This window comes from Virgibacillus siamensis (genome assembly GCF_900162695.1).
In the GTDB taxonomy this organism is placed as follows: domain Bacteria; phylum Bacillota; class Bacilli; order Bacillales; family Amphibacillaceae; genus Lentibacillus; species Lentibacillus siamensis_A.
Map to the genome: position 1 here is coordinate 893,084 of NZ_FUIH01000007.1, position 21,977 is coordinate 915,060.

Here is a 21,977-nt window from a genome sequence, read left to right on the forward strand (position 1 = left end):
ATTAGACAGAAAACCTCTAGTAAATTTTATATTTTAAAAATTATCACTTGTTAAAAACAGAATAGTGACATAAACTTGTACTAACACCTTTTGATTTCACATAATTTTCTAACAGGGCAAGATGACTATCATGACATAGACGCCCTGAAATTTTACGGGGGAGGTAGAGAAAAGTGAGTGGTGTTTTAGTTGCGATTATTGGTTTAATTGTTTTTGCTTTGGGATACCGGTTTTATTCCAAATTTGTAGCGGAAAAGATTTTCCGGCTTGACCCGAATTACGTTACACCAGCGCACAAATATAAAGATGGTGTAGACTTTGTGCCGACGAACAAATTTGTATTGTGGGGTCACCATTTTTCATCTGTTGCAGGGGCAGCACCGATTGTCGGTCCGGCAATTGCTGTGTATTGGGGCTGGCTTCCAGCGCTATTATGGGTACTTCTTGGAACAGTCTTTGCTGCAGGGGTTCATGACTTTGGAACACTTGTATTATCGGTACGGAATAAAGGTCAATCGGTTGGAACGCTTGCAAACCGGCTGATTGATCAACGGGCAAAGGTCTTATTCCTATTTATTATCCTGATTCTTGTCTTGATGGTGAACGCTGTGTTTGCCTGGGTAATTGCCAACCTGTTCATCTCATTCCCGGCCAGTGTTCTGTCCATCTTTATACAGATTCCGCTTGCTGTTTGGATTGGCTTTGCAGTGTATAAACGACAAAAGAAAATGCTTGTTCCATCAATCATTGCTCTATTTGTCATGTATTTTACCGCTGTTATCGCCGCTAAAGTGGAATGGCTGCAGATTGACCTGGTTAAATACATGGGTGGAGAAGATGGTGCTGGACTATTTGGTCTTGGTACAGTATCAACCGCGTTTTTAATCTGGATTGTTATTCTTATGGTATACGTTTATATTGCATCATCACTTCCGGTCTGGAAACTGCTGCAGCCACGTGATTTCATTAACTCACACCAGCTGGTAGTCGGACTGTTGATTCTGTATCTTGGATTATTGTTTACAAACCCCGAAATAACGGCACCATTGACACATACGGACACGGAAGTATCGTGGTTCCCGCTCCTGTTTATCACGATTGCGTGCGGTGCGATTTCCGGTTTCCATGGGCTTGTTTCCAGTGGAACATCCTCCAAACAATTGAATAAGGAAACCGATGCAAGATTAGTAGGTTATTTCGGTGCAGTTGGGGAAGGAGCTCTTGCCCTTGTTTCAATCCTGGCAGTTGTTACGTTCTTTCCAAACATGGATGAATTTCTGAATACGTATAGCAGTTTTACCGCGGCAAGCGGTGCTGGGCTGAATGTATTTGTGGAAGCTGCCGGTCAGCTTGCAACCGGGCTGTTTATTCCGGAAGAAGTTGCAACTACAATCGTATCTGTTATCGTCATCAGTTTTGCGGCTACGTCACTGGATACATCGGTCCGGCTGATGCGTTACATCATTTCGGAACTCGGTGTTGAATATAAAGTACCGGCATTATCCAAGACGCATGTAGCTACTTCAATCGCTGTTGTGTCAAGTGCCGCACTGGTACTTCTGCCAGAAGGACCAAAAGGGTTCGGTTCCGGCGGGTATCTGCTCTGGCCGCTGTTTGGAACGTCTAACCAACTGCTGGCGGCAATCAGTTTACTGCTTATATCCATTTGGCTGAAAAAACAGGGCAGAAATTACCTGATCACATTGATTCCGATGATATTTGTCATGTTTGTCACGCTTTGGGCCATGTTCCAGCAGGTTATATTAAAATGGTCCTGGTTCGGATCGGAGTCATCGACACTATTGTTCGTATTTGGGGCAATTATCTTTGTGTTTGCCATCTGGATTATCCTCACCGCCTTTAAATCACTTGCGGGAAATGAAGATAATCCAATTGATAAGGCACAATAAATCATATAAGATGAATGAAAAGGGATCATTGTTACATAAGTGGTCCCTTTCTAATTTAAACCCGGGGGTGAAAGTATGCTGGATAAGGTAAAAAAGCTTATTGAATTTTACGAGGAAGTAATTAGTGTGCCGCACCGGACAGAAATTGCCAGGGAGCTGCGTGATGAAGATGATTTATTTCTTCTTCTGCTTTATTCCGAGATGATCGGCATCCCGAACCCGGTGTACTACTATACACTTGAATTGTATCCATATATGATTGAGCGGTTTCATGACTGGCATTTGCGGATGGGGATGGAAAAATCACCATTGAGTGGAATCCGCTGCTGCTGATCCGCTGATTAAAGGAGTTTTATGATGGAAGTACTTGATAAACAGATTATTTTTGTAGGAGGAAAAGGTGGTGTAGGTAAATCCACATCCGCGGCTGCTATTGCCTGGAATTCGGCACGGAGAGGGCATAAAACGTTACTTATTTCAACTGATCCAGCACATAATCTGGGCGATATTTTCAGTCAGAGAATCGGCGGCGAAACAAGGAATATTGCAGAAAATCTTTCAGCCATTGAAATTGATCCGGAAATTGAGACAGATCATTATATTAAAGGGGTGAAAGAAAATCTGAATGGACTTGTTCAGTCGAGTATGGTGGAAGAAGTTCACCGGCAGCTTGATACGGCGAAAGCTTCGCCAGGTGCAGATGAAGCAGCCCTCTTTGATAAGCTTATCTCCATTATTCTGGAAGAAAGTGCCCATTATGACAAACTCGTTTTCGACACGGCGCCAACAGGTCATACCATCCGATTGTTGTCATTACCGGAACTAATGGGAGTCTGGATTGAGGGAATGCTGCAAAAACGCCGGAAAACGAATGAAAATTATACGCAATTGCTAAATGACGGGGAGCCAATTGAGGATCCGATATATGATGTATTGAAGGAACGGCAGGAACGCTTTTCAAAAGCAAGGGAGTATTTACTTGATGGCTCCAAAACAGGATTTGTTTTTGTTATGAATCCGGAGCGATTGCCGATTTTGGAAACAGAAAAAGCAATTGAACTACTTGATAAATATCATTTGCATGTAAAAACACTGATTATTAACAAAGTACTGCCTAAGGATGCTGACGGGGAATTTATTCTTCAGCGGAAGGTGCACGAATCGCAATATATGGACCTAATTAAGAAAACATTTACCAAACAAGAATTAATTTACATTCCGTTTTTCTCGTATGATATCACCAGTAAAGAACAACTGGAAGAGTTTAGCAATTATTTCAGCGGTTGAAAATTTTTAGTTGTAATAGTATTTGTTGAAAGGATGATGGTAATGAAAGCTTTTGTACTTGAGAATGGGGAATTACACCTTAAAAATATGGATGATCCATTTGCAGATCATGGGCAGGTCCGGGTGGCGATTCGTTCAGCTGGATTGAATCGTCGGGACCTGTCCATTCCAAAAAGGCGTGGCGCCGAAAAAGATGCGTTAATTCTTGGTTCAGATGGTGCCGGAGTGATTGATTCTGTTGGAGAAGGAGTTTCTGATTTTTCCGTTGGAGATGAAGTCATTATTAACCCTGCGCTGCACTGGTACGACAATAGTGATGCACCGCCTGAAGGTTTTGATATTCTAGGAATGCCGGATCACGGTACATTTGCTGAAAAAATTGTATTAACTGCCGAGCAGGTGGAAAAAAAACCGAAACACTTGAATTGGGATGAGGCCGGGGTGTTGTCATTGTCTGCCTTAACAGGCTTTCGTGCACTGTTTACAAAAGGGAATGTTAAAGAAGGGGATACTGTGTTTATTCCAGGGGCAGGAAGTGGAGTTGCCACTTATCTAATTCAGTTTGCTAAAAATGCCGGTGCCAACGTGATTGTTACCTCCAGAAGCCCCAAAAAGAGGGAACAGGCATTAGAACTTGGAGCAAATTCGGCATTGGATACAAATAGTGACTGGCAAAATGAACTAAAAGGTAAAACGGTTGACCTTGTCATTGAAAGTGTCGGACGCGCTACATTCAACAGATCACTTGATGTACTTAAAAAAGGCGGACGTATGGTTGTTTTCGGTGCAACTACAGAAGATCATGTTGATTTGAATCTTCGTGAATTTTTCTATGGGCAGTATCAGTTGTTTGGATCTACAATGGGCAGCAGGCAGGAACTTCGTGCGATGCTGGATCATGTTAACAAACATAATGTTCAGCCGGTTGTGGATCGGGCGTTTACACTGGATCAAGCACAACAGGCGATGGATCACCTTGCTGAAGGAAGTCAGTTCGGAAATGTTGCACTTCGAATCAGCGAATAACCTGAAACATATAAAGGCGCTGGGACAAAAGTGTGTTATCCAAAGAAAAAAACGAACAACCAATTAGAAAATGGAGCGTCTAGCCGCTCCGGAAATATACTTCGCTTTCACTTTCGAGCATAAGTGCGACATCTGCTCAAGCAAGCTTTCGCAGTGTCTTCTTTACCGCGGGCAGCTGTTGAGCCTCCTCGTGCTGGGTGCTCGTCGTGTTGCAAGTGTTTCAATGAAGCAGCACTCCTCGCAACTCGAAGCATATTCGGTGGAAGTAGTGCTCGTCGCACTGCGGGGTCTCATCTAGGCTTTACTTCCCGCAGGAGTCTCCGTATATTTCCTACGCTAATTCTCTAATTGTTCGTCTTTTTAATAACACGTTTTGTAATGTCCCAGCCACTCTATTTCATATTATCATTACGTTTATCCACAAATAATGTGCCGTCTTTTTTCATTTCTACGTAAAACACGTCCTCAAGTGCAATATTCATTGCTTGCAGCTGTTGTTTCAGCCATTCTTTTGTGATACCTGCATTTTTAACATTCTTTTCAATTAGATGTCCATCTGATACAAGTTTGGTCGGAATATAGGTTGGTTGTACCGTGATACTGTTTGTATCCTGCTTTGTTGCAGGCTGATTTTCAGTTTTCAGAATAACAGCCAATTTTCCGTTCGGCTCAAGAGTCGCATAGTCAACATCCTGTGGGGAAAGAACGTTTTGTTCGCGTAATAACATTATGAGATCATCCATATTGAGCCGCATATGTTTTAATTCATTCTCAAGAATTTTTCCGTTTTTGATAACAATGACAGGCTGCCCATCTGTAATTACCCGGATTTTTGATTGTTTCAGGCCAATATAACCAATCAGAATTGTTAAAAATGCCCACCAAATCAAACTTGTCAGCCCGTTGAAAAATGGTGTGGAAGCTTCGCTCGTAAGATCGGCCGCGATGGAACCAATCGTAATCCCGGTTATATAATTGAAAAAGGTCAGTTGACTGAGCTGCTTACGCCCCATTAACCGTGTTAATAGCAAAAGAATCAGAAACGTTACAGTTGTCCGAACAAGCATTTCAGCGATGTCCAGATTTTCGAACATAATGTTAGCTCCTTTGCTGGTTTTCTTCTACTAGTATGGTTCCATTTACTGCAAATATCGTTCAACCATATGGATTGCTTTCGTCATGCGTTTACTGTTGCGTTCATACATTTGTTTCACCTGTTCATTCTGGGTGGATATTGAAAATAACTCCAAATCTGCCTGACATTTTTTCATGGAAGCGAGAAGCAGTGGCTTTTCAGAAGGACTTGGGACACTTATCATGTCATCGTATAAGTCGATTGTTAGTTGACCGGAAGAATCCACCTGACCAAGAAAAACATTTTCAATGCTGACGTTCATTTTATCCAGTTCGGTTTCAAGCCAGTTTGTGTTCAATGAAGCATTTGTCAGCGGTTCCAGCAGTGCCTTTCCATCCATAATTACTGTCTGTGGTTCTTTTTCTGGAGCTGGTTTTAACCCAAGATCTTTATTGGTAACCGGTTGGTTTTCTTTTTTGGGCAGCACATTCAGTCTACCTGTCGGCTCCATTACGGCAAATTCAACATCGGAAACCTTGAAAACATTTTTGTCACGTAATTGTTCCAGTAAGTCATCTGTACTGAAACGTTCTTTTTTCAGGTTATCCTCCATGATTTTCCCGTTTTGAATAAAAACGCTGCCCTTACCTTGTGTAAAGTTCCGGAATCGTTTGCTTCGCAGTGAGAGCCATTCTACTCCTACAGGAACCAGGAACCAAATCAACAATGCAATAAGGGCATATTCGAAATGTGTACTAAGATCGGTGACATGTGTTGCGACAATGCTTCCGATTACGATACCCGTAATATATTGAAATATATCGAGTTGGGACATTTGTTTTTTACCAAGCATTTTCGTAATAAAAAACAACACCACCAGAAGGCTGAGTGAACGAACAATGATTTCAAGCCATCCGGGCATATCTGATCATTCCTTTACTGTGTTAGTTTTTGTATTGCGGTTCTTCCTGAGAAAGGTAGATGATTTGTTTTTCCAAATCGGTTTTAATGTCTTTCATGATGCTATAGGCATTTTTAAATGCCTCTTGTGTCTGCGGATCATTGGATTTGCCCTTTAAATTCATTAGTGTTGCTTCTGCGCTTTTGACAGACGCATAACATGCTTTTACTTGTGAACCTACTGTCATTGTAAATCTATCCTTTCGGCCGGAATATGATTGCTGCAATCATTCCGAAAATGATGGCGGAGGAGATTCCGGCACTGGTTATTTCAAACATGCCGGTTATAATTCCGATTAAACTGTGCTGTTCCGCTTCAGCAATGGATCCATGAACAAGTGAATTACCGAAATTGGTAATCGGCACAGTTGCACCTGCGCCGGCAAAATCAATAAGCGGCTCATATAATCCGAACGCATCCAAAATCGCTCCGGCCACAACGAGTATACTAAGTGTCAATCCCGGATTGAATTTGAAAACATCCAACATGATTTGTCCGATGACACAAATGAGGCCGCCAATAACAAATGCCCAGAAAAAAATCATTGTACATCACTTCCTGACTCGATTGAAACTGCATGGGCGATACATGGGATTGAGTCTTTTTGCTGAACAGACAATGGCGAATGCAGGGATCCTGTTGCAACAACGAGGATTCTGTTCAGTTCGTTGCGCTTCATTTTCTTAAGAAAATGCCCGTAAACAACGACTGCAGAACATGCAGCACCACTTCCGCCCGCAAGCACAGGCTGTCCTTCGCGATAAATAGTCAGACCGCAGTCTTTATAGTTTTCCTCTGTGACAGCAATTCCCCGTTTTTGAAGTAAATCCAATGATGTGTCGTGTCCAATGTGCCCAAGATCCCCCGTGATAATTAAGTCATAATAGGACGCATCGACATTACGTTCCCGCAAATGAGTTTCAATGGTATCTACTGCTGCCGGTGCCATTGCACCGCCCATATTGAACGGATCTGACATGCCCATGTCAACGACTTTTCCAATTGTTGCTGATGTAATCCGCGGACCGTTTCCTTCCTTTGCAACAAGGGCACAACCGGCACCTGTTACCGTCCATTGTGCAGTTGGCGGTTTTTGTCCGCCATATTCGGTGGGATAACGAAACTGTTTTTCGGCTGCTGCATTATGGCTTGAGCAACCGCTCAAAATATAGTCCGCACCATCACCATTGACAATAAACGCCGACAATGCCAGACTCTCCATTGATGTGGCACACGCACTAAACAGACCAAAATAGGGGATCGCCATTGTTTTTGCTGCAAAACTTGTCGGGGTAATTTGGTTAATCAAGTCTCCGCTGATAAAGAATTTTACTTGTTCCTTTTCAATCGGGCTGTTTTTCACAGCATACTGACAGGCTTCTTCCATCATGATTTGATTAGCTTTTTCAAAAGAAGACTGGTTAAGCCAGATGTTATCGTGCAGCAGATCAATATCATCAGGAATGTTTCCTTTCGCTTCAAAAGGGCCACCAACAGTACCTGAAGAAATAATGACCGGTTTCTTATCAAAAATCCATGTACGATGTCCGGAAAGCATTATAATCCACCCCACGTTACAAGTACCAATTTGATTAATGAAATGACGAAAGCCGCAAATACCCCGAACAGAATGACAGACCCTGCCAGCTTGAACATATTGCCGCCAACTCCAAGTACAAAACCCTCTGTACGGTGTTCAATGGCTGCCGAAATGACGGAATTTCCAAACCCGGTTACTGGTACAGCTGACCCAGCTCCGGCAAATTGTCCAATGCGATCGTAAACTCCGAACCCCGTCAGAAACATTGTTACAAAAATTAATGTGGCAACAGTAGGATTACCTGCTGTCTGTTCTGTAAAGTTAAAAAAGTAGATGTATAGGGTTGAAATAATTTGGCCGATAAAGCATATAAAACCACCGACTAAAAAGGCTTTCAGACAATTTTTCAGAAGTGGCCGTTTTGTTTCATGCTTCTTCTGAAAGGACTGGTATTCTTGTGCGGCAGGTGGTAAATTTTTTTTCTTTTTATCTGCCATGTTCCAATCACTCTTTTCATTATGTTTGTTCATGCATTAAGGTAACCAACTGATTAATTTTCTTGTTTAACTTTTTTTTGCTGATATTACCTGAATCAATATCTTTTTCCAGACGATTTAGCTCAATAACCATTTTTTTATCAGTGGACAGTTCCACTTTCTTATTCGGAAACGCTTTTGTCACTTTTTTTTGCAGATTCTTTTCTATTTTTGACAATGCGAAGCGATGATGATGCTTTATTTCAATCGCGATTAAAAGTTTCTTCTCTGTGTTGACTGCATGGATGGAAGTAATGGGATCCTGATTGTGCAGCATTTTTTTCGCCCTGTTGGAATCATGCTGATCGATTTTATGGTTGCTTGTAATATAAGATAGGTTTACCCCGTCTTCTTGCCCAGTTGAATTGTCTGTTGCTGAACAGCCAATTAAAAAAAAGATTAATCCAAATACGATTATGGTTCGATAGACCCTCATCATGTATCCCCCCGATTTGAAGGAGGTTGGCATGATATACCAACCCCATGAATTAACAAATTTAAAAACCTTTGTACTGCGGTTCTTCCGTTTCCATTTGCTGAACGCGTGGTTCCACACTTTGGAGAACGCTCTCAGTTTGCTTTGCAGCATTTTCATACATTTGTTTTGCTGCTTTATTTTGTGTTTGTAATGCAAATTGTTCAAAGCTTGCCTGGGCACTCTTTAAGCCGGCAATTGTTTGTTTAACCTGACTCGATACTGTCACAATATTTCCTCCTTTACATGCACCTCATTATTTATAATTCAATAAAAGCCCTGAATTATACGCTCTATTTTTTATTTGTTTCGGTTAACTGGTCAGAAGGGTACAGTAATCTTGAATCCATGACAAAATAAGGAAACTTTTTAATGGTTTTTTGAAACTTTAGACCTGAAAAATTCGTCTTACTATATAGGAACAGGGGGGGAGAGAACTTGAAAAAGCCGGTTTCTGTGCTTCTAGTGCTTCTAATTATTATGGCAGGATTGTTCTTTTTTTATTTACGGTATTCGAATGGAGATTTAACAACGGAAAAAGCTACGGCTTCTATACATAAAGATGATTTTGTTATGCACATCCGTGTTGAAAATGAAGAAAAAGGTTTTCGGGTGTATCGTTCTATCCAATATGTTGGAGAAGACGAAGTAGAAGTTATTCATCAGACACCATTGATATCTGTTTCTTTCCGGCATAAAAATCATGATTATACAGGCAGCACTGTATCAAATGTGCTGGAATCGGACAGCAATTATCATCCGCAGACACCAAAGCATTTTGATTCACCGAAAAGAGGGAAATATACATTATATTGTCAAGCGAAATTTTCAGTAAATGGTGAAGAAAAGAAAATTATACATAAGGAAAAACTTTCGTTCCATTAATAAGAGGCAAAGACTTATGCAGTTAGATGCTCCATTTTCTAGTTACTGGCATTTTTATTGTGTTCGGATATCGAATTGAATTTTAGTTACGGGCACACTGTTCTGTTGCCATTTATCCATATTGGATTTAGTTGGTTTTGGAACTGCGGGTTTAACGACCTCGATTGTATTATTGTCAAACCAATAGGATGAAATAAGCGGCCACTTAAAACCGAGGAGCTGTTCATCCGTAGATTTGTTCTCCAGGGTTAGTGGTACCCAATTTTTAAGATCGATAACAACGATATCTGATAGTGGGACAGGTGTCGTTTGTTTCCGGTTAAAGTGAAGCATGATTTTGTCGTTGTCCGGAGATAACTGTATTTGCATCGATTTTGCCATATCGGCAACCAGATATGCCTGATTTTTCTTTGATTTGTCCAGCAAAAGATAGGAGCATAATTTTTTGTGACAGGAGAATTCCAACAGATAAAGCTCTTTGCTGTCTGCTTCAATTCGGGACAGGTTCATCTCTCTAATGGCTTTTTCCCTGTTTTTGGATGTCCTTAGGTAAACATTTAAAATAGGTACCATTTCAAGGTTAATCATAATTTGTTCATCCGGAAGTGCAAATTCCACAAATTTCTCTGCTTCATCCTGAACATTCGTTTGCTTTTTTACAATTGCCGGATTACTGTCGGGGTTTTCCGGCGGGGAATCTTTTTTTACAATGACAGGCTCCTCACTGCAAGCAGCCAGTAATAATAATAGCAGCATAAAACACATTACTTTTTTCAGCATATGCAATACTCCGTTTTTTCAGATTACATTTATTATACTAAAAAATTGACAGAAATAAAGCCTTATTACATACAAAAAAAACACCACAATTGTGATGTTTTATAAATTTCTTTGGCTGTTGTGATCCTCAGTTTCTCCATGGGAAAGATAATCTTCATGCAATTCTTCTTTTTCTTCTTTGGATAAAGCAGCATTTTTATTCGGGTTTTGTCCTTTTGATTTTAAAAACATGACCAGAATTATAATTACAGCAATGATAATGACAGCATAAATCCATGTCATATGGATCTCTCCTTAATTCGTTTCTTACTATATATCCTTTCTGGTTTATAGTAAAACATTCATGATTTTATCAGAGATGGAATTATCTATTTTCAGTCTTTTTTGTTACAATTTAATTAACAGATACATTCTAAAGGGGAAGGTTGGATCAGTTTGGTGGAGATGCGAAAGCCAATTCAGGTAAATGAAGCAATCGATTGTGTTTTGCAATTCCAGTATGAAGGGGAGACAGAATACGTTTCTATCAATAACTGTGACAATAGAAGACTTGGTAAAGCTATCATTGCCGATGAACCTGTTCCATCATTTGATAAATCACCATATGATGGATTCGCTTTCAATTCGGGAGATACAAACGGTGCCGGACGCAATAATCCTGTTCAGTTTGAAGTCGTAGAACATATCGGCGCCGGTCAGGTTCCGGTTGTTAAGCTGAAAAATGGGCAGGCGACCCGCATAATGACCGGAGCTAAAATCCCGGAAGGAGCAGATTGTGTCGCAATGTTTGAAATCTGCCAGACATTTGAAGAAAACCAGAAGCCTTATATAACTATTAAGCGTCGGATGCAGGCAGGTCAAAATATAATTAAAAAAGGTTCAGAAGTGACTAGAGGGACAAAGCTTGTAGACCGGGGTGAACTGATTAACCCTGGGGTAAAGGCGTTACTTGCAACATTTGGTCATAGTGAGGTTTGTGTTGCCAGGCGTCCAGTTGTCGGTGTGATTGCAACGGGAACTGAACTGCTTGATGTTGATGAGGAATTGCAGCCGGGAAAAATCCGCAATTCCAATGCATTTATGATTGAATCCCAGATTATTCGTGCTGGTGGTGTTTGTAAATATTACGGTAAATTGGCGGATGATTTTGAACCAAGCTATGATTTAATACGATCCGCTTTAAAAGAAGTGGACATGCTTATTACGACCGGTGGGGTTTCGGTCGGTGATTTTGACCTGATGCCGGATATCTATCATAAACTTGGTGCAAACGTGTTGTTCAACAAAGTTGCCATGCGGCCTGGAAGTGTAACAACGGTTGCAAATTGTGATGGGAAACTATTGTTTGGTCTGTCAGGAAACCCCTCGGCATGCTATGTAGGCTTTGAATTGTTCACACGGCCGGTAATCCAGCACTGTTTATTTAATAAAAAGTTATTTCAAAAACGAATAAAAGCTGTACTTGGAAAGGATTTTCCGAAACCAAATCCATTTACACGATTTGTACGTTGCTATTATGCATATGAAGATGGCAGGGTTCATGCCTATCCGGCCGGACTGGATAAATCGAATGTGGTGACATCGCTTGCCAATTCAACCGGTTTGATGATTTTACCGGGGGGAACACGCGGATATAAGGCAGGGGATGATGTCGAAGTATTACTTCTAGACAATCAAGATGGACAGCAGGAATACTAACACAGTGAGGGAGTGGCTGCGGTGAGTCAAAATAGTCCAATTACAGATCAATTTGGCAGAGTTCTTAAGGATCTTCGGATTTCTGTAATTGATAAATGCAATTTACGTTGTACATATTGTATGCCAAAAGAAATATTTGGCGAAGATTATGTGTTTTTGCCTGAAGAAGCTTTGCTTGATTTTGAGGAAATCACCCGTTTGGCTAAATCGTTTGCTTCGCTCGGTGTGGAGAAAATCCGTATAACGGGCGGGGAACCTTTAATGCGCAGGGATTTGGACCGATTAATAAAAGATCTTATTGAAATCCCTGGCATCCGGGATATTGCGTTGACAACGAATGGAATTTTGCTTCCGAAAAAGGCAAAGAAGCTTAAAGCAGCAGGGTTAAAACGTGTCAATATTAGTCTGGATGCAATTGAAGACGAGGTATTTAAACAAATTAACGGGAAAGGTGTCGTTACAAAGCCTGTTTTGAAAGGTATTGAAGCGGCACAAGAAGCGGGACTGCAAGTGAAAATTAATACGGTCGTTAAAAAAGGAATGAATGAGGGTCAAATTCTTCCGATGGCACGCCATTTTAAAGACACAGGCGTTATACTGCGGTATATTGAATTTATGGACGTCGGAAATCATAATGGATGGGATTTAAATAATGTGATTTCCAAAAAGCAAATTATTAACACGATTCACAAGGAAATGCCGCTTGAACTTGCGGAACAGAATTATTACGGAGAGGTTGCCTCCAGATTTCGTTATAAGGACGGCGGGGGTGAGATTGGTGTGATTTCCTCCATAACAGATACTTTCTGCAGTACATGCACCCGTATCCGTTTGTCTGCCGATGGTAAATTATATACTTGTTTGTTTGCATCGGAAGGCTTTGACATTCGGGACAGAATGCGTGATCAGCTAAACGATGAACAGTTGACTGGAATACTGGCAGATTTGTGGGGCGGAAGAACAGACCGATATTCCGATGAACGTGCTGAACAAAAACATTCAAAACGCCGGAAAATTGAGATGTCTTATATTGGCGGTTAAAGGGGAGAAATGAATGAAAACCTTCAAACTGAATTCACTGGATATTTTGCAAAGTAAGGAGTCAGAGATATCCCAGTACGGCATTGAACTGAAGGATGGATTAATTATTAACCGGGAAGATGACCTGAACCAATGGATAATTGAAGCATATATCCGGCATGAATATCTTGAATATTTTAAAGAACTGCAGCAGGAACGGGATGAAGTGATGGTTCAGGTGAAGATTACTAAACCCGAAAACCAGCCCGCAACTTTTATTACATCGATTATTGGTGTTAACGAGATTGGACCGAATATTAATGTTCTTTTTAAAGGGACAATGGTTGATAGAAAGAAAGACAAAGTCTGGGATATGCTCAAATTATTGGTGGAACAGGGTTACCAGGGAGAGGAACTGCTTGATGAATTTAAAGAACAGTTGAAGAATGAGTAATAATAGGGTGACTGCCGAAAAAAATCGGTGGTCATTTTATTTTCCGGGTTGATTTGAGGTTTTCGCTGCACTATAATCATAAATTATTGGCGTTAAATTAACAGGATCAAAAAATAGGAGGCATTTCTGTTAAGGCGCTGTTATAATGTTACTATGTTTTTAAAATAAAGTTGATTGAACAATGTGGATTACCAAGGAGTATTGTTATGTTGACGAAACCGCTATTACACTGGATCAATAAATTATCACCAGTCCAGTTGATTCTGCTATTTTATTTTATTGCTGTAATTGTATCGACCATCGTACTGGCACTCCCTGTTGCACATCAGGACGGTATTGAAGTGCCTTTGATTGATGTATTGTTTACTGCAGTGAGCGCAATCAGTGTGACCGGATTGTCTGCTGTTACCATTGCTGACACGTTCAGCACAACAGGTATTGTCTTTCTGGCTGTTATACTCCAATTAGGTGGAGTTGGAGTAATGGCCATTGGTACATTTATTTGGCTGTTGATTGGTAAAAAAATTGGATTGAGAGAACGCCGTTTAATTCAAACCGATCAGAATCAGACCTCTTTTGAAGGAATGGTTCGTCTGGTTAAACAGATTCTGATTGTAATTTTGACAATAGAATTTTTTGGTTTCCTGATTCTGGGGACGCACTATCTGCAATATTACCCAACCGCAAAAGAAGCATACTTTCATGGTTTTTTTGCAACTATCAGCGCAACAACAAACGGTGGGTTTGATATTACTGGACAGTCACTAACTCCATTCAAGGATGATTATTTTGTTCAGTTTATAATTATGCTTCTTATTATATTTGGTGCGATTGGGTATCCGGTGCTAATTGAAGTGAAAAGCTTCCTGTTTGCAAGAGGGGAAAAACGAAAACATTTACGGTTTTCCTTGTTTACAAAAGTTACAACTTTGACATTTTTTATATTGATTATTGTAGGCACCGTTTTAATTATGTTAATGGATTTCGGCAGATTTTTTGCCGATAAATCCTGGCATGAAATTTTGTTTTATTCATTGTTCCAGTCTGTTACAACAAGAAGTGCCGGACTTTCTACAATGGATATCAGTCAACTATCCTTGTCAAATCAGTTTTTTATGTCGCTGCTCATGTTTATTGGTGCCTCGCCCAGCAGTGCTGGCGGTGGTATTCGGACAACGACCTTTGCATTAGTTGTTATTTTCATTGTTACCTTTGCAAGAGGGGGGAAGAGTATACGGATTTTCGGACGTGAAGTATACGAAGAGGATTTGCTGAAAGCAGTTGCTGTGTCATTAATGGCGGGAATTATTTTAATCAGCGCTGTTCTAATCATGTTAATACTGGAACCATATTCGCTGAACCAGGTTCTGTTTGAAGCAGCTTCGGCCTTTGGAACAGTCGGATTATCACTGGGGATTACGAGTGATTTATCTGCCCCGACTAAAATAATCCTGATGATTCTTATGTTTATTGGAAGAGTCGGTATCATTTCATTTTTGCTTATGTTTAAAAATAATAAAAAAAGCGGTAACTATCATTATCCAAAAGAAAAAATTATTATTGGCTGAAAAAAGAGGCAAGTACATATTAGAATCTATGCCATCGCTACGGAAATACACTACGCTTTCCGCGGGCTCGCGATGAGCCTCCTCGTGAGGAAACCACTCACTGCGGGGTCTCATCGTCTTCGCTTTCCCGCAGGAGTCTTCGTGTATTTCCTGCGCTGGGAATGAATTACTAATCTTATTAAAATACAAGTTTGTCCATGCCTCTTGTTTTATTTTTTTCCTCTGGTTATATTCTGTATTTTAAGTTGATTATTTTCACTGCCAATGGTAAGGACATATTGTTGTTTATGTTTCTTTGATTCATTTTTGCCGGTTGATTTTGTTTCAACAGTAATATTAGCTGATATCTTTACTTGGTTGCCATCGGTGATGTTGCTGGAAAGGCTGGCATAATCCAAATCAATAATATGAATGTAGCCGTTACGAAAATCCGAATAGGATGTTGATGTTTGCATGGAACTTCCCAGCAAACTGTATGCTGTGACATAATCCCTGATCGTGATGCTTTCAAAGAAATAGTCAGCAAGATATTCCGCGTTTTTCGTTAGATCATCCGGATCCGAATTGGAAATAATATCATCTACATTGGCAAAATCTAGTTTTTTACTATTTGCTTCTTTTGACCATTTTGTTACTTTATCTATTACTTGTTCTATTGGGATACTGAAGCCGATTGTACCGTCTTCCGTCCCAACGGAATTGATTCCGATTACTTTCCCGGTTTCGCGGTTTATAAGCGGACCGCCGCTATTTCCATGTGTGATTTGCGCAGAAATCTGATAAACATTATTATAAGCAAACCCATCTACTGAAAAATTTCTTGCCATTCCTGAAATGATGCCCAATGTTACAGTGTTCTGAAACCCGTGCGGACTTCCAAGTGCTATTACTTCATCACCAATTTCCGCCTGAGAATCTTCCGCGATGTCTAATGGACTCTGATCCGCCAGTTGTGGAACCCGGACAACGGCAACATCAAGTTTTTTTCCGACACCGATAATTGCAGCAGGATATGTATGGGCATTGGCGGTTTTCACGTAAATTGCCTCCGCATCATTGACCACATGGGCGTTTGTTATAATATCACCTTTATTATTGTATAAAAATCCTGAACCTGTAATAGTGGCATCCTCACTTTGACCTTCAATCTGCACCACACTTTTTTCAGTTTCATGAATAATAGATTTTAGATCAAGGCTCTTGGGATTAGATTCTACTTTATTAATGCCAGGATTGTTTACCGTTATTTCTTCACCGCTCCAGGATTTGTTGATGGAATAAAGTATAACAATTCCAATCAGAAGGAGCAGAACGGAAACAACAACAGGAAGTTTCAGCTTTTTGTTCATAATGTCACCCCGTTGTAGAAATTACCTTCTGATTAATCCGTATACCAATTTATAGTATCCACTTGCACTTTGATTGCTGTATTCTGTTTCTCAATATCATAATGTGTGAATTCAAATTTGCCGGTTTCATCCGGGTATAATGTATCAGGGTATACATAGACCTCATTGGATGAAAAATTGTTTCCGTCTTTGGTTGACAATGAGTACTCTACAAGGATGGTGTTTATTGGAACGGTGGCATTGCTTTTTACCTTTCCTTTTACGACCAATTTTCCTTGCTTATTATTATCAAGTGACACGGATACGAGTTCTATCGCTTCGTTCCGATTAAATTGGCGTTCTTGTTCAGCAGTATTGATAGCCTGTTCAATACGTTTACGCTGTGCAGTTTCAAACGCTATTTTTTCCTTATCAATCGTGGTTTTAAGACTCTGCAGTTTCTCGGATTCCGGTGCATATTTCAATCCTTCTTTAACAATAATCATTGCATCCGAAAATTGTTTCCCATTTAATTGCTCACTTGCTTTTGAATAGGTATAATTAATTATTTGATTACGTATGTTCTTGGTTATTTTTTTTCCTTTTTCTGTTTTGATGGTTTCGGCTTCCCAAACAAGTGTTTTCAATTCATTGATTTCCGGATCATGATTCAGTTTGTATTTCAGTTGTTCTAGTTTTATTTTGTTGCGCTTGGATGTCAATGAATTGACCAATTCCGTAACAGCCGCACCCTCATAGTTTTTGATGGAATTTTCAGCCTTGTTGATTAGGGACAATGCCTGTTGAAATTCCTCGTTTTCCATTAATGTATCGGCATGCTTTATATCAGATTCAATAGCCATTCCTTTTTGGACATAGTTTAGCGCCAATTCAGCCTGATGAAAACCATTACTGTTATCTAATGATGCTTCAAGCATGTCTTGTGCCTTTTTAAAGTTTCCATCCATTGCTTGCTGTTCAGCGTTGTTATACAAATCCTTTGCATCGGCAAGCTGATTTTGCATAAATACATAATATATTCCGGAAGATAGTAGTACGATTGCAAGCGTGGCGATAGGTATAAACCAGAATTTATTAAATTCCTTTCGATTTTCCAATCGCATCAGCATATCTTCGGGGAGCTTTCGACCGCATTTTATACAATATGATTCGTCTTCTTTCACCCTCATGCCGCAATAGGGACAGTGATGCATGGTAAAAAACCTACTTTCCAGAAAGTTGCCGTTGATCAGTGTCGAGAAACGCATATTAGCTTATGACTGCAGTGTCGCTTCTTTTCTTACAATTTTATCACATTTTTGCTTTATTTAGGGTGATGAAATTGGTATGATAAAATAGAGAATGGACATTATAGGTCATATTATTACATAATTAATCAATAAGAAAGGGGAATACCGCAATGGAAATACTGTTTGGAATTGTTTGCTTTGGTTTGCTTGCGCTTAATATTGGATATTGTATTTTTGATAATGAATAATAAAAAGGGTCAGACGTTAAATGGTGTCTGACCCGAAATTTTAATTAGTGGAAGTCCATTCATCAAATGGGAAGACGATGAATTCCGATCTGCCAATGATCGTATCTTCTTGAATGAATCCAAGTCCATTTCGGCTGTCCATACTTATTTCACGATTGTCTCCCATCACAAAATATTCATTTTCCGGAACGGTATATGGTCCGAAGTTACCGGTGTGGTTTCGCGCTTCCTCTGAAATAAACGTCTCCTCATATTTTTTACCATCAATATACAAGACATGATTTTTTACTTCAATCGTCTCTCCAGGCAATGCAATAATCCGCTTCACATAATTTTTAATCGGTCTATCAATAATTACGATATCTCCACGTTCAGGTTCACCAGTCAGGTAAACAAATTTATTAAACAGAATGGTTTCGCCGTCTTCAAGGGTAGGTTCCATACTTTCACCTTCGACAATTGAAGTTGCAAAAACAAATGATCGAAGCAGGAATGCAAGGATAACCGCAATCAGTATGGCTTTTAACCATTCCAACCATTGATTTTTTTTCTTAGCAGTTTCTTCAGCCAATTATGACATCCTTTCCAAAAGCTAATCAGCTAATTTTATCATAACATAATCGTGAAATTGCTTTCGAGATATATTATTTGATTCTGTACCAGTTTCTGTGTTTTGCCTGATGATCTCAAGTACGGCAAATGTAAAAATTTACAAAACTTGTAATAATGGAATCAATCTGCTACAGTAAAATAAGTTTAACTAAAGGAGGTACTCTAGTTACGGTTATGTGTGCTGCAGACAAACTTCTTAATAATATTGAACTTTTGCGCAAGAAAATGACTGATGTAGCCTTACAAGAAGGATTTTCCAGTAATGAGTCCGTAGAAATCAGTCAGGAATTGGATAAGCTGTTAAACCGCTATAATGAAATAAAACAACCTATGCATCATAAAGATTGACGACTGGTTTTATTGTTGAGGACGTTTTCGCCCCCGGTTATAAATGCTTTAGTCGTATTCTTCAACTATAAATGTTTATGCCTTCAAATCAGTTAAAAAAACTTCCAGCCTGTCCAATCCTTCTCTTATCGTTTTCATATCATATGCATAAGATAGACGCATGTATCCTTCGCCAATTGGAGAAAAGGCATCTCCGGGAACTAATGCTACTTTACCCTTCCGAACCAAGTCCAGCCCCAATTGAAATGAAGATAACCCCAGCTGATCAAATTGCGGGAAAAAATAAAAAGCTCCATCCGGCAGATTAACCTGTAATCCCATGGATTGAAGACGCTCATACACGTAATCACGTCTTTTCACGTAAGCATCACGCATTGCCGAAGGATCATTACTGCCGTTTGTCAATGCCTCCAAGGCTGCATACTGGCTAATTGACGAGGCACAGGAAACATTATATTGGTGTACCTTAAGCATTTCCTTGGCAAGCCAGGAAGGTGCCAATGCATAGCCGATCCGGAAACCTGTCATCGCATGTGATTTAGACAAGCCGTTTATGATAATTGTTTTGTCTTTCATTCCTTTAAAACCTGCAATGGATATATGCTTTCGATCGTATACCAGCTCACTGTATATTTCATCTGCTAAAACGAAAATATTCCGTTTCCGCAATTCCGGTACCAGTTGCTGGAACTCTTCTTTGGTAAAAGAAGCACCGGTTGGATTGGAAGGGTAGGGGAGAACAACACATTTTGTGTTCTCCGTAATATGCTGTCGCAACGTTTCCTTGGTTAATTTAAAATTGTCCCCTGTAGTATCGACATATACGACTTGAGCCCCGGCAAGACGAATGAGCGGTTCATAACCGGGATAAATCGGTGCCGGCAGAATTACTTCATCGCCAGCATTCAGAATGGTCCGTAGCGTAATATCAATTGCCTGTGATGCCCCGGTTGTGACAATGATTTCCGAATCAGGATAATAGTCCAGTCCATAGCTGTTTTCGTAATAACTGGAAATCGCTCGGCGTAATTCCGGAATACCCGCATTATGGGTATATACTGTTTTGTTTTGGTCCAGTGCATATTTTGCTGCTTCTTTTACATGATCTGGCGTGTGAAAATCAGGCTGACCAATTGTTAAGGATGTAACATTTTTTTCATCAGTAACCATATTAAAGAATTTCCGGATTCCTGATATTTCAATCGTTTGTACAGATTTATTAAGTAACGGTCGCATGAAAAATTCTCCTTCAAAATTTTTAATAAAATGTTCGAATAATTTCGATTTATCATACAAGTTATTGGGTATATTAGATAATGAGCGATGATAAAGGAGATGTTAGGACATGCGCCCAAAATATCAAAGTTTTGATGAACTTGTAAAACAAAACAAAAAAGAGCTGTTGGAAGATGAAAAACAATTACAGCAAATTGAACTTCGTCTTGAGAAAAAACGAGAGAAAAACTCCAAAAAAATGAAGCGGCCATCTTCGTAATTATCATAACATACGTTGATTAAGATGAACCATTCCCAAAAAGGAGCGGCTTCGTGTCTGTTCCGTCTTTTGCGAACGGTATAACTCTCAGCATGCGAGAGTATCACGCTTTACCTGGATGCGCTTCGATAAGGGATCTTATTTTCACCGCACAATTGCCTTTCTCCGATAAGATGCCTGTATAAGAATGACTGCGCTGATAATGCATGCCATTCCCATCATCTGCGTTACGGAAAAGGGTTCCCCGAAAATAAAAATTCCTATAAGTGCAGCCACTACAGGCTCGATTGTTGTTAAAATAGATGCTTTTGATGCTTCAGTCCGGTTCAGCCCAAACGTGTAAATGATATATGCAACTGCTGTTGGCAGAAATCCAAGGCCAAATGCATAGAAGAGGACTTCCGGATTTAGCAGCATCTCTGCTTTTTCTTTGTATGGGAAAAACGGAATTAACGACATAGCTGCAACAATAAATGTAAAGGTTGTGATCGAGAGACTGGAGTATTTCTTCAGTGCCAACTTGCTAAAAATACTATAAAGGGCGTAGCCGATTCCTGAACCTGTTCCGAATACAAGACTTGTCAATTGGAGTATTTCCGGATTCAGCGGGATTACTCCAACAACCAGTGCGGTTCCGAACAAGGTCACACACAGTGCGATTAGCTTCACCTTTGAAAGCGGTTCTTTGAAAAAGAAAAACGAAAAAACTGTAACAAAAGCTGGTCCTGTATATAACAGTGCAGTCGCAACCGGAATTGTGGACAGATTAATGGCAGTAAACATGCAATAATTAAAGAAAATAATACTAAAAATGCCGGTCCCGATATAATATTTGATATCTTTCCATGAATCAAGCCGTAATTTCGCAGGGGAGGTAATCCATAAGTAGATAACAAGAATAATGGCAGCGGTCCAAACTCGCAATGTTACAACTTCCATCGGTGTAAAACCGAACGCATAGAGATGTTTGACATACCAGCCGATTGTTCCCCAGAGTGCCGCCCCCAGAATAATATAGATAATTGCCCGCTGCAATTAGACATTTCCCCTTTATGTAACAAATCTTTGTGATGATTATATCAAATAAATGTGATGTATATTACCGAAACGTTTCGTTCATATTGTTTAATAGAAAAGGGAGGGGAGTGCAATGAATTGGACCAATTGGCAAGCGCAAATTCCGGACTGGCTGGATTTACAATATGTTATTCTTTTAAGCGGTATTTTAATTTGCTATATCATAGTAAGGATTGGTGTCAAATGGGTGCTTTCCAAGCAATCTATTAAATTGCTGACGTACTTGATGAGCAGTATGGCGTGTTTAGTTATCTTTCTGTTTGGTACCGTTTTATCGGCAAGGTTGGATGTATATCTGCTGGAATCCACTTTGCATTGTCTCGCCGTGTTTGGCGGATTTTTGTTTATGTTGCATATCATACAGTATTTGTTTCGAAAATCCCGAAACAAAAGAAGTGTATGAT

27 protein-coding genes are annotated in these 21,977 nt (G+C 39.9%); 12 read left to right on the forward strand and 15 right to left on the reverse strand.

Annotated features, from left to right (window positions below; all coding sequences use genetic code 11):
• Positions 1-173 precede the first annotated feature (173 nt).
• The 4 genes from B1K71_RS08180 to B1K71_RS08195 all read left to right on the forward strand — a co-directional run bounded on the left by B1K71_RS08180 (position 174) and on the right by B1K71_RS08195 (position 4,223).
• Positions 174-1,910, forward strand: coding sequence for a carbon starvation CstA family protein (locus tag B1K71_RS08180; RefSeq protein ID WP_077325826.1), 1,737 nt, complete (start codon positions 174-176; stop codon positions 1,908-1,910).
• Positions 1,911-1,985: 75 nt separating this feature from the next.
• Positions 1,986-2,243, forward strand: a complete 258-nt coding sequence (locus B1K71_RS08185) for a cory-CC-star protein (protein WP_077325828.1) — start codon at positions 1,986-1,988, stop codon at positions 2,241-2,243.
• A gap of 24 nt (positions 2,244-2,267) precedes the next feature.
• Positions 2,268-3,197: an ArsA family ATPase gene (locus B1K71_RS08190; RefSeq protein ID WP_077325829.1), complete on the forward strand. Its 930-nt coding sequence runs from the start codon at positions 2,268-2,270 to the stop codon at positions 3,195-3,197.
• 42 nt (positions 3,198-3,239) lie between these two features.
• Positions 3,240-4,223, forward strand: coding sequence for a zinc-binding dehydrogenase (locus B1K71_RS08195; protein ID WP_077325831.1), 984 nt, complete (start codon positions 3,240-3,242; stop codon positions 4,221-4,223).
• A gap of 392 nt (positions 4,224-4,615) precedes the next feature.
• Here the strand turns inward: B1K71_RS08195 and B1K71_RS08200 are convergent, their stop codons facing one another.
• The 8 genes from B1K71_RS08200 to B1K71_RS08235 all read right to left on the reverse strand — a co-directional run bounded on the left by B1K71_RS08200 (position 4,616) and on the right by B1K71_RS08235 (position 9,039).
• A complete protein-coding gene (locus tag B1K71_RS08200; protein WP_077325833.1) occupies positions 4,616-5,317 on the reverse strand; it encodes a DUF421 domain-containing protein in 702 nt (233 codons plus the stop codon).
• A gap of 45 nt (positions 5,318-5,362) precedes the next feature.
• Positions 5,363-6,220: a DUF421 domain-containing protein gene (locus B1K71_RS08205; RefSeq protein WP_077325835.1), complete on the reverse strand. Its 858-nt coding sequence runs from the start codon at positions 6,218-6,220 to the stop codon at positions 5,363-5,365.
• 22 nt (positions 6,221-6,242) lie between these two features.
• On the reverse strand, positions 6,243-6,446 hold the full coding sequence (locus B1K71_RS08210; protein ID WP_077325837.1) for a DUF1657 domain-containing protein: 204 nt from the start codon (positions 6,444-6,446) through the stop codon (positions 6,243-6,245).
• 7 nt (positions 6,447-6,453) lie between these two features.
• Entirely contained in the window at positions 6,454-6,804 is a 351-nt protein-coding gene (spoVAE, locus tag B1K71_RS08215; protein ID WP_077325839.1) for a stage V sporulation protein AE, read from the reverse strand.
• Entirely contained in the window at positions 6,801-7,817 is a 1,017-nt protein-coding gene (gene spoVAD, locus B1K71_RS08220) for a stage V sporulation protein AD (protein ID WP_077325841.1), read from the reverse strand. The genes spoVAE and spoVAD overlap by 4 nt, the downstream gene beginning before the upstream one ends.
• Positions 7,817-8,296 carry a stage V sporulation protein AC gene (gene spoVAC, locus B1K71_RS08225; protein WP_077325843.1) on the reverse strand — a complete coding sequence of 160 codons (480 nt, stop codon included), beginning with the start codon at positions 8,294-8,296 and terminating at the stop codon, positions 7,817-7,819. The genes spoVAD and spoVAC overlap by 1 nt, the downstream gene beginning before the upstream one ends.
• Before the next feature lie 19 nt (positions 8,297-8,315).
• Positions 8,316-8,771, reverse strand: a complete 456-nt coding sequence (locus tag B1K71_RS08230; protein WP_077325845.1) for a YhcN/YlaJ family sporulation lipoprotein — start codon at positions 8,769-8,771, stop codon at positions 8,316-8,318.
• A 61-nt stretch (positions 8,772-8,832) separates the two neighbouring features.
• On the reverse strand, positions 8,833-9,039 hold the full coding sequence (locus B1K71_RS08235; protein ID WP_077325847.1) for a DUF1657 domain-containing protein: 207 nt from the start codon (positions 9,037-9,039) through the stop codon (positions 8,833-8,835).
• A 209-nt stretch (positions 9,040-9,248) separates the two neighbouring features.
• On the opposite strand from B1K71_RS08235, the gene B1K71_RS08240 reads away from it, so the two are divergent.
• The gene (locus tag B1K71_RS08240) at positions 9,249-9,695 is read left to right on the forward strand and encodes a hypothetical protein (RefSeq protein ID WP_077325849.1); all 447 of its coding nucleotides are present in this window, start codon (positions 9,249-9,251) and stop codon (positions 9,693-9,695) included.
• A 54-nt stretch (positions 9,696-9,749) separates the two neighbouring features.
• On the opposite strand, the gene B1K71_RS08245 is transcribed toward B1K71_RS08240, so the two are convergent.
• Both B1K71_RS08245 and B1K71_RS08250 read right to left on the reverse strand, forming a co-directional pair.
• Entirely contained in the window at positions 9,750-10,475 is a 726-nt protein-coding gene (locus tag B1K71_RS08245) for a hypothetical protein (protein ID WP_077325851.1), read from the reverse strand.
• Positions 10,476-10,574: 99 nt separating this feature from the next.
• Positions 10,575-10,757 (reverse strand): hypothetical protein, encoded by a 183-nt coding sequence (locus B1K71_RS08250; RefSeq protein WP_077325853.1) that lies wholly within the window; start codon positions 10,755-10,757, stop codon positions 10,575-10,577.
• A gap of 153 nt (positions 10,758-10,910) precedes the next feature.
• Between B1K71_RS08250 and B1K71_RS08255 the strand changes: the two genes are divergently transcribed.
• From B1K71_RS08255 to B1K71_RS08270, 4 genes are all read left to right on the forward strand, one after another.
• A complete protein-coding gene (locus B1K71_RS08255; RefSeq protein WP_077325855.1) occupies positions 10,911-12,173 on the forward strand; it encodes a molybdopterin molybdotransferase MoeA in 1,263 nt (420 codons plus the stop codon).
• Between the two features lie 21 nt (positions 12,174-12,194).
• The gene (gene moaA / locus B1K71_RS08260) at positions 12,195-13,214 is read left to right on the forward strand and encodes a GTP 3',8-cyclase MoaA (RefSeq protein ID WP_077325857.1); all 1,020 of its coding nucleotides are present in this window, start codon (positions 12,195-12,197) and stop codon (positions 13,212-13,214) included.
• A gap of 13 nt (positions 13,215-13,227) precedes the next feature.
• Entirely contained in the window at positions 13,228-13,647 is a 420-nt protein-coding gene (locus tag B1K71_RS08265) for a YwpF-like family protein (protein WP_077325859.1), read from the forward strand.
• A gap of 206 nt (positions 13,648-13,853) precedes the next feature.
• Positions 13,854-15,215 (forward strand): TrkH family potassium uptake protein, encoded by a 1,362-nt coding sequence (locus tag B1K71_RS08270; RefSeq protein WP_077325861.1) that lies wholly within the window; start codon positions 13,854-13,856, stop codon positions 15,213-15,215.
• A gap of 209 nt (positions 15,216-15,424) precedes the next feature.
• On the opposite strand, the gene B1K71_RS08275 is transcribed toward B1K71_RS08270, so the two are convergent.
• The 3 genes from B1K71_RS08275 to lepB form a co-directional block, all read right to left on the reverse strand.
• The gene (locus B1K71_RS08275) at positions 15,425-16,564 is read right to left on the reverse strand and encodes a S1C family serine protease (RefSeq protein WP_077325863.1); all 1,140 of its coding nucleotides are present in this window, start codon (positions 16,562-16,564) and stop codon (positions 15,425-15,427) included.
• A 32-nt stretch (positions 16,565-16,596) separates the two neighbouring features.
• Complete coding sequence (locus tag B1K71_RS08280) at positions 16,597-17,811, reverse strand: zinc-ribbon domain-containing protein (protein WP_428848860.1); 1,215 nt, start codon at positions 17,809-17,811, stop codon at positions 16,597-16,599.
• 270 nt (positions 17,812-18,081) lie between these two features.
• On the reverse strand, positions 18,082-18,612 hold the full coding sequence (lepB, locus tag B1K71_RS08285; protein ID WP_077325867.1) for a signal peptidase I: 531 nt from the start codon (positions 18,610-18,612) through the stop codon (positions 18,082-18,084).
• A gap of 215 nt (positions 18,613-18,827) precedes the next feature.
• On the opposite strand from lepB, the gene B1K71_RS08290 reads away from it, so the two are divergent.
• On the forward strand, positions 18,828-19,001 hold the full coding sequence (locus B1K71_RS08290; RefSeq protein ID WP_077325869.1) for an aspartyl-phosphate phosphatase Spo0E family protein: 174 nt from the start codon (positions 18,828-18,830) through the stop codon (positions 18,999-19,001).
• Positions 19,002-19,076: 75 nt separating this feature from the next.
• Here B1K71_RS08290 and B1K71_RS08295 read toward each other — a convergent pair whose 3' ends face one another.
• Positions 19,077-20,237 carry an aminotransferase A gene (locus B1K71_RS08295; RefSeq protein WP_077325871.1) on the reverse strand — a complete coding sequence of 387 codons (1,161 nt, stop codon included), beginning with the start codon at positions 20,235-20,237 and terminating at the stop codon, positions 19,077-19,079.
• A 109-nt stretch (positions 20,238-20,346) separates the two neighbouring features.
• On the opposite strand from B1K71_RS08295, the gene B1K71_RS08300 reads away from it, so the two are divergent.
• The gene (locus tag B1K71_RS08300; protein WP_077325873.1) at positions 20,347-20,496 is read left to right on the forward strand and encodes an FbpB family small basic protein; all 150 of its coding nucleotides are present in this window, start codon (positions 20,347-20,349) and stop codon (positions 20,494-20,496) included.
• Between the two features lie 144 nt (positions 20,497-20,640).
• Here the strand turns inward: B1K71_RS08300 and B1K71_RS08305 are convergent, their stop codons facing one another.
• A complete protein-coding gene (locus B1K71_RS08305) occupies positions 20,641-21,531 on the reverse strand; it encodes a DMT family transporter (protein ID WP_077325875.1) in 891 nt (296 codons plus the stop codon).
• Between the two features lie 115 nt (positions 21,532-21,646).
• Between B1K71_RS08305 and B1K71_RS08310 the strand changes: the two genes are divergently transcribed.
• The gene (locus B1K71_RS08310; protein WP_077325877.1) at positions 21,647-21,976 is read left to right on the forward strand and encodes a hypothetical protein; all 330 of its coding nucleotides are present in this window, start codon (positions 21,647-21,649) and stop codon (positions 21,974-21,976) included.
• Position 21,977 lies beyond the last annotated feature (1 nt).

Excerpts from the sequence above, each read along its gene's own strand:
- B1K71_RS08185 (WP_077325828.1), top strand. The coding sequence starts at position 1,986 with ATGCTGGATAAGGTAAAAAAGCTTATTGAATTTTACGAGGAAGTAATT.
- B1K71_RS08190 (WP_077325829.1), top strand. The coding sequence starts at position 2,268 with ATGGAAGTACTTGATAAACAGATTATTTTTGTAGGAGGAAAAGGTGGT.
- B1K71_RS08195 (WP_077325831.1), top strand. The coding sequence starts at position 3,240 with ATGAAAGCTTTTGTACTTGAGAATGGGGAATTACACCTTAAAAATATG.
- B1K71_RS08200 (WP_077325833.1), bottom strand. The coding sequence starts at position 5,317 with ATGTTCGAAAATCTGGACATCGCTGAAATGCTTGTTCGGACAACTGTA.
- B1K71_RS08205 (WP_077325835.1), bottom strand. The coding sequence starts at position 6,220 with ATGCCCGGATGGCTTGAAATCATTGTTCGTTCACTCAGCCTTCTGGTG.
- B1K71_RS08210 (WP_077325837.1), bottom strand. The coding sequence starts at position 6,446 with ATGACAGTAGGTTCACAAGTAAAAGCATGTTATGCGTCTGTCAAAAGC.
- spoVAE (WP_077325839.1), bottom strand. The coding sequence starts at position 6,804 with ATGATTTTTTTCTGGGCATTTGTTATTGGCGGCCTCATTTGTGTCATC.
- spoVAD (WP_077325841.1), bottom strand. The coding sequence starts at position 7,817 with ATGCTTTCCGGACATCGTACATGGATTTTTGATAAGAAACCGGTCATT.
- spoVAC (WP_077325843.1), bottom strand. The coding sequence starts at position 8,296 with ATGGCAGATAAAAAGAAAAAAAATTTACCACCTGCCGCACAAGAATAC.
- B1K71_RS08230 (WP_077325845.1), bottom strand. The coding sequence starts at position 8,771 with ATGAGGGTCTATCGAACCATAATCGTATTTGGATTAATCTTTTTTTTA.
- B1K71_RS08245 (WP_077325851.1), bottom strand. The coding sequence starts at position 10,475 with ATGCTGAAAAAAGTAATGTGTTTTATGCTGCTATTATTATTACTGGCT.
- B1K71_RS08250 (WP_077325853.1), bottom strand. The coding sequence starts at position 10,757 with ATGACATGGATTTATGCTGTCATTATCATTGCTGTAATTATAATTCTG.
- B1K71_RS08265 (WP_077325859.1), top strand. The coding sequence starts at position 13,228 with ATGAAAACCTTCAAACTGAATTCACTGGATATTTTGCAAAGTAAGGAG.
- B1K71_RS08270 (WP_077325861.1), top strand. The coding sequence starts at position 13,854 with ATGTTGACGAAACCGCTATTACACTGGATCAATAAATTATCACCAGTC.
- B1K71_RS08275 (WP_077325863.1), bottom strand. The coding sequence starts at position 16,564 with ATGAACAAAAAGCTGAAACTTCCTGTTGTTGTTTCCGTTCTGCTCCTT.
- B1K71_RS08280 (WP_428848860.1), bottom strand. The coding sequence starts at position 17,811 with ATGCGTTTCTCGACACTGATCAACGGCAACTTTCTGGAAAGTAGGTTT.
- B1K71_RS08290 (WP_077325869.1), top strand. The coding sequence starts at position 18,828 with ATGTGTGCTGCAGACAAACTTCTTAATAATATTGAACTTTTGCGCAAG.
- B1K71_RS08295 (WP_077325871.1), bottom strand. The coding sequence starts at position 20,237 with ATGCGACCGTTACTTAATAAATCTGTACAAACGATTGAAATATCAGGA.
- B1K71_RS08300 (WP_077325873.1), top strand. The coding sequence starts at position 20,347 with ATGCGCCCAAAATATCAAAGTTTTGATGAACTTGTAAAACAAAACAAA.
- B1K71_RS08310 (WP_077325877.1), top strand. The coding sequence starts at position 21,647 with ATGAATTGGACCAATTGGCAAGCGCAAATTCCGGACTGGCTGGATTTA.